4 protein-coding genes are annotated in these 2,930 nt (G+C 38.0%); all 4 read left to right on the top strand.

The window, feature by feature from the left end; all coding sequences use genetic code 11:
* A partial coding sequence (locus tag MK482_RS08950; protein ID WP_268718537.1) for a T7SS effector LXG polymorphic toxin occupies positions 1-1,641 on the top strand: 1,641 nt, incomplete at its 5' end.
* A complete protein-coding gene (locus tag MK482_RS08945) occupies positions 1,641-1,958 on the top strand; it encodes a hypothetical protein (RefSeq protein WP_004264076.1) in 318 nt (105 codons plus the stop codon). The genes MK482_RS08950 and MK482_RS08945, both read left to right, overlap by 1 nt.
* Before the next feature lie 8 nt (positions 1,959-1,966).
* Complete coding sequence (locus MK482_RS08940; RefSeq protein WP_004264066.1) at positions 1,967-2,650, top strand: enhanced serine sensitivity protein SseB C-terminal domain-containing protein; 684 nt, start codon at positions 1,967-1,969, stop codon at positions 2,648-2,650.
* A gap of 26 nt (positions 2,651-2,676) precedes the next feature.
* Positions 2,677-2,930 (top strand): DUF4176 domain-containing protein (locus tag MK482_RS08935; RefSeq protein ID WP_268718536.1); only part of this gene is annotated, 254 nt, incomplete at its 3' end.

The following is a 2,930-nucleotide window of genomic DNA, read 5'->3' as shown; positions in this document are numbered from 1 at the left end:
GCTTGGGAAGAGGCCATCGCTAATCTAAATAAGGCTATGAGCGACTTCATCAACAATCAAAATCTCCAAGGTCAGGCCATCTCGAGTATGCGCAATTACCTAGTAGAGGTGCATGGGACTCTTCTTCAGACTCTGGTCAACCTGATGAATGACTACTCAACTAACCTCCTACTGTACAAGGATGGTTACTACCAGATTGATTCAAGCAATCATGCAAAGTTACCAGGTCAGGTGTTTACACGATTACATAGTGATTTAAAGAGTTCACGTGACAATCTAAAGAGTGAGATTGAGTTCTTGAACACGACTAAGGACAAGATTTCAGACTTGGTGAGCTATTCAGGAAGCAGTCATACCAGTACGGTCATGAACTATAACTTTCTCATGAATCAGGTCAAGAACTTGGACAACTCGATCATCCAGTATGAAAGTAATCATGCGAGTCAGGATTTGGTCGTCTTTAAGGAACTCTTGTCTGCGACCAAGGCCTTGATCGCAGAGCATGCAGGGAAGACACGGACTGTAGGGACTTATCAGTCGGGTGATTTCGCCAAACTCCAGTCTGTCCAACGCTTTGCGATAGCCTACCAACAGGCAACCAAGCAGATGGAGAGTCGTGTTGAACGCGTACAAGCTGCCCAGGAGAGAGACAAGGCTCGTTTTGAAGCCTTGGCTCGATCAGATAAGGGTTGGAAAGACATGGCTGTTAGCGCATTGACTATCATTGTCGGAGTGACAGCCATCGTAGTTACATTGGGCTCTGCGACTCCTTTAGTTGTTGCAGGCGGTATAGTGGGTCTTGGGACAACAGCCTATGGGGCTTCTAATATGTATGAGGCTGATCAGGATATCAAACTTGGGAATGCAGGGGATATTCAGACTAAAGCAGGAAATCCCATCAGAGATACGCTTTTCATGGGGAATGACAAGCTGTATCATGATGTTGGGAATATCTTTGTGACGGCGAGTGCTATCATGATTCCCATAGGGCAGACTCAGAGCGTTGTCAAGGGGGTGACCCAGTTTGCGATAGGGGAAGCAGGCGCCTATACAGCGGGTCAGGTAGCCTATCATGGGACTAAGCTCCTAGGTGGTAGTGAGGAAGATGCCCAAACCGCAAACTTTATCGGGAATATCGTAGGTGGCTATGCGGTAGCTTCAGCAGCCAGCAAGTTTAGTCTCAATAAGGTGTCCACCAATCCAAGAGAATATAGTTACAATATGATTGAAAATCCTGGGCCACTACTAGAAATTAATGAAACTGCAGCTAAAAGTTTCGCTAGCGGTAAATATAATGTGAAAATATTAGAAGAGGATACGGTCTTTTTTAGAGCAGGAAATTCTGACAGTCCTTTAGGACAATATTATACAAGGGATATCCCTGAGTCAGTAATAAAAGTTAGGATAGAGTCCGCAGTTAAACCTCAGTGGATTGATAGGGATACAGGAGTCTTAACAGGTACATCAGAATTGACTGATATCTATGCTACTAAGTTCCCAAAAGGTACCGTCTATTATGAAGGTCCTACAGGATCTCAAGGAGGAGTATATATTGGTGGCAAAGAACAGATATTTATCAATAAACCCTGGACTATTGATGGAATTCTTAATAATACAACACATCTAGGAGGAATAAGGTGATGGTAAATTTCAAAGAAGAACTAATAGAATTGTTAATTGACTTATTAGGGATTCTATCAGAACATAAGCAGCGTCATAATGTTAATTATTTTATAGGGACGCTTAAAAATATGATAGCAATCATACAAAATATAGAAAATCCTGAACTCCCAAATGAATGTATAGAGAAACTTCGAAAAATGTACAAAAGTATGTTTTTCCCAAGAGACGGTTTATCGGATTTTTATATTCTTGATTCTGATGCTACATATATGACAAAATGTAATACTCAATTTTCGTCATTATTAAATAGAATTGATGCTTTATTAGAAGAATGAGGAAGTTAATGTTAGATTTGAATCTTTTATATAATATATATAAAGAAAATAACAGGGAGTCAGACTGGAAGAAATTTGCTATTGCTCTTTCAAAATCATATTTGTTGGTACCTTTTACTACAATTGATAGCTCTGATATTCTAATCACATTAAATGGTAGCGATGGTAGACAGTATTTGCCTATATTTACTGATTTTGAATCTATCAATTTATCTAGTTCATTATTTAATAAAAGTGTTAAGTTCGCCAAAGTAGATATAGTATATATTTATAAATTTCTAGAACGTAATTCACCTGTAAAATATGTTGTATTGAATCCTTGTGAAATCAGTGTTTTTATGGACAAAGATTATATAGAATCGATATTATCTTTAATCAATTCACGTAAAATACTTTTTGGAAAGCCAATTGAGGATACAACGTTGATTGAAAAAAAGCTTTCAAATATTTTTAAGGAAATTCCTTCAGTTAATAATGTCTTTTTCGTAAAGATACTAGTGAAAGAAGAAAGTAGTTACTTACTAGTCATAGATTCTGATGACTCTCAAAATGAGCTACTTCTTTTTGAGAAGATTTCTAAAAAAATTGCGAGTCATAAAATAGACTCTGATTGTCCTTTTGATCTGATATCAAGCAATACAGAGTTAGGAGAAGAAATAATGAAGGATAATCCTCCCATTTACACTCGCTAATATTTTTAAAAGGAAGTACCAAAAAGATGCTCATCATTGCTCGTGTGATTGTAGCACCTGTCAAAGGGAATATTTATCGCTTTGACTACGGAGCTTGCCTCTATCCCGAAGGGATGGTAGGCGATAGCCTTATCTACTTCAATGACGAAGATATTTTTAAGGTAGTTCAAGAGGGTTATAGTGATGAGGATAATGACCTCATGTTGGAAAATATTGCTGCGGTTATAGATCAGACAGAGATTCCTAAAGGAAATGTTGCTGAGTTGAATGAAGTAAATGA

It is taken from the genome of Streptococcus mitis, from assembly GCF_026782865.1.
In the GTDB taxonomy this organism is placed as follows: Bacteria; Bacillota; Bacilli; order Lactobacillales; family Streptococcaceae; genus Streptococcus; species Streptococcus mitis_CG.
This window is presented reverse-complemented; position numbering and strand designations above follow the sequence as displayed.

Coding starts and splice junctions, on each gene's coding strand:
- MK482_RS08945 (WP_004264076.1), top strand. CDS start 1,641: ATGGTAAATTTCAAAGAAGAACTAATAGAATTGTTAATTGACTTATTA.
- MK482_RS08940 (WP_004264066.1), top strand. CDS start 1,967: ATGTTAGATTTGAATCTTTTATATAATATATATAAAGAAAATAACAGG.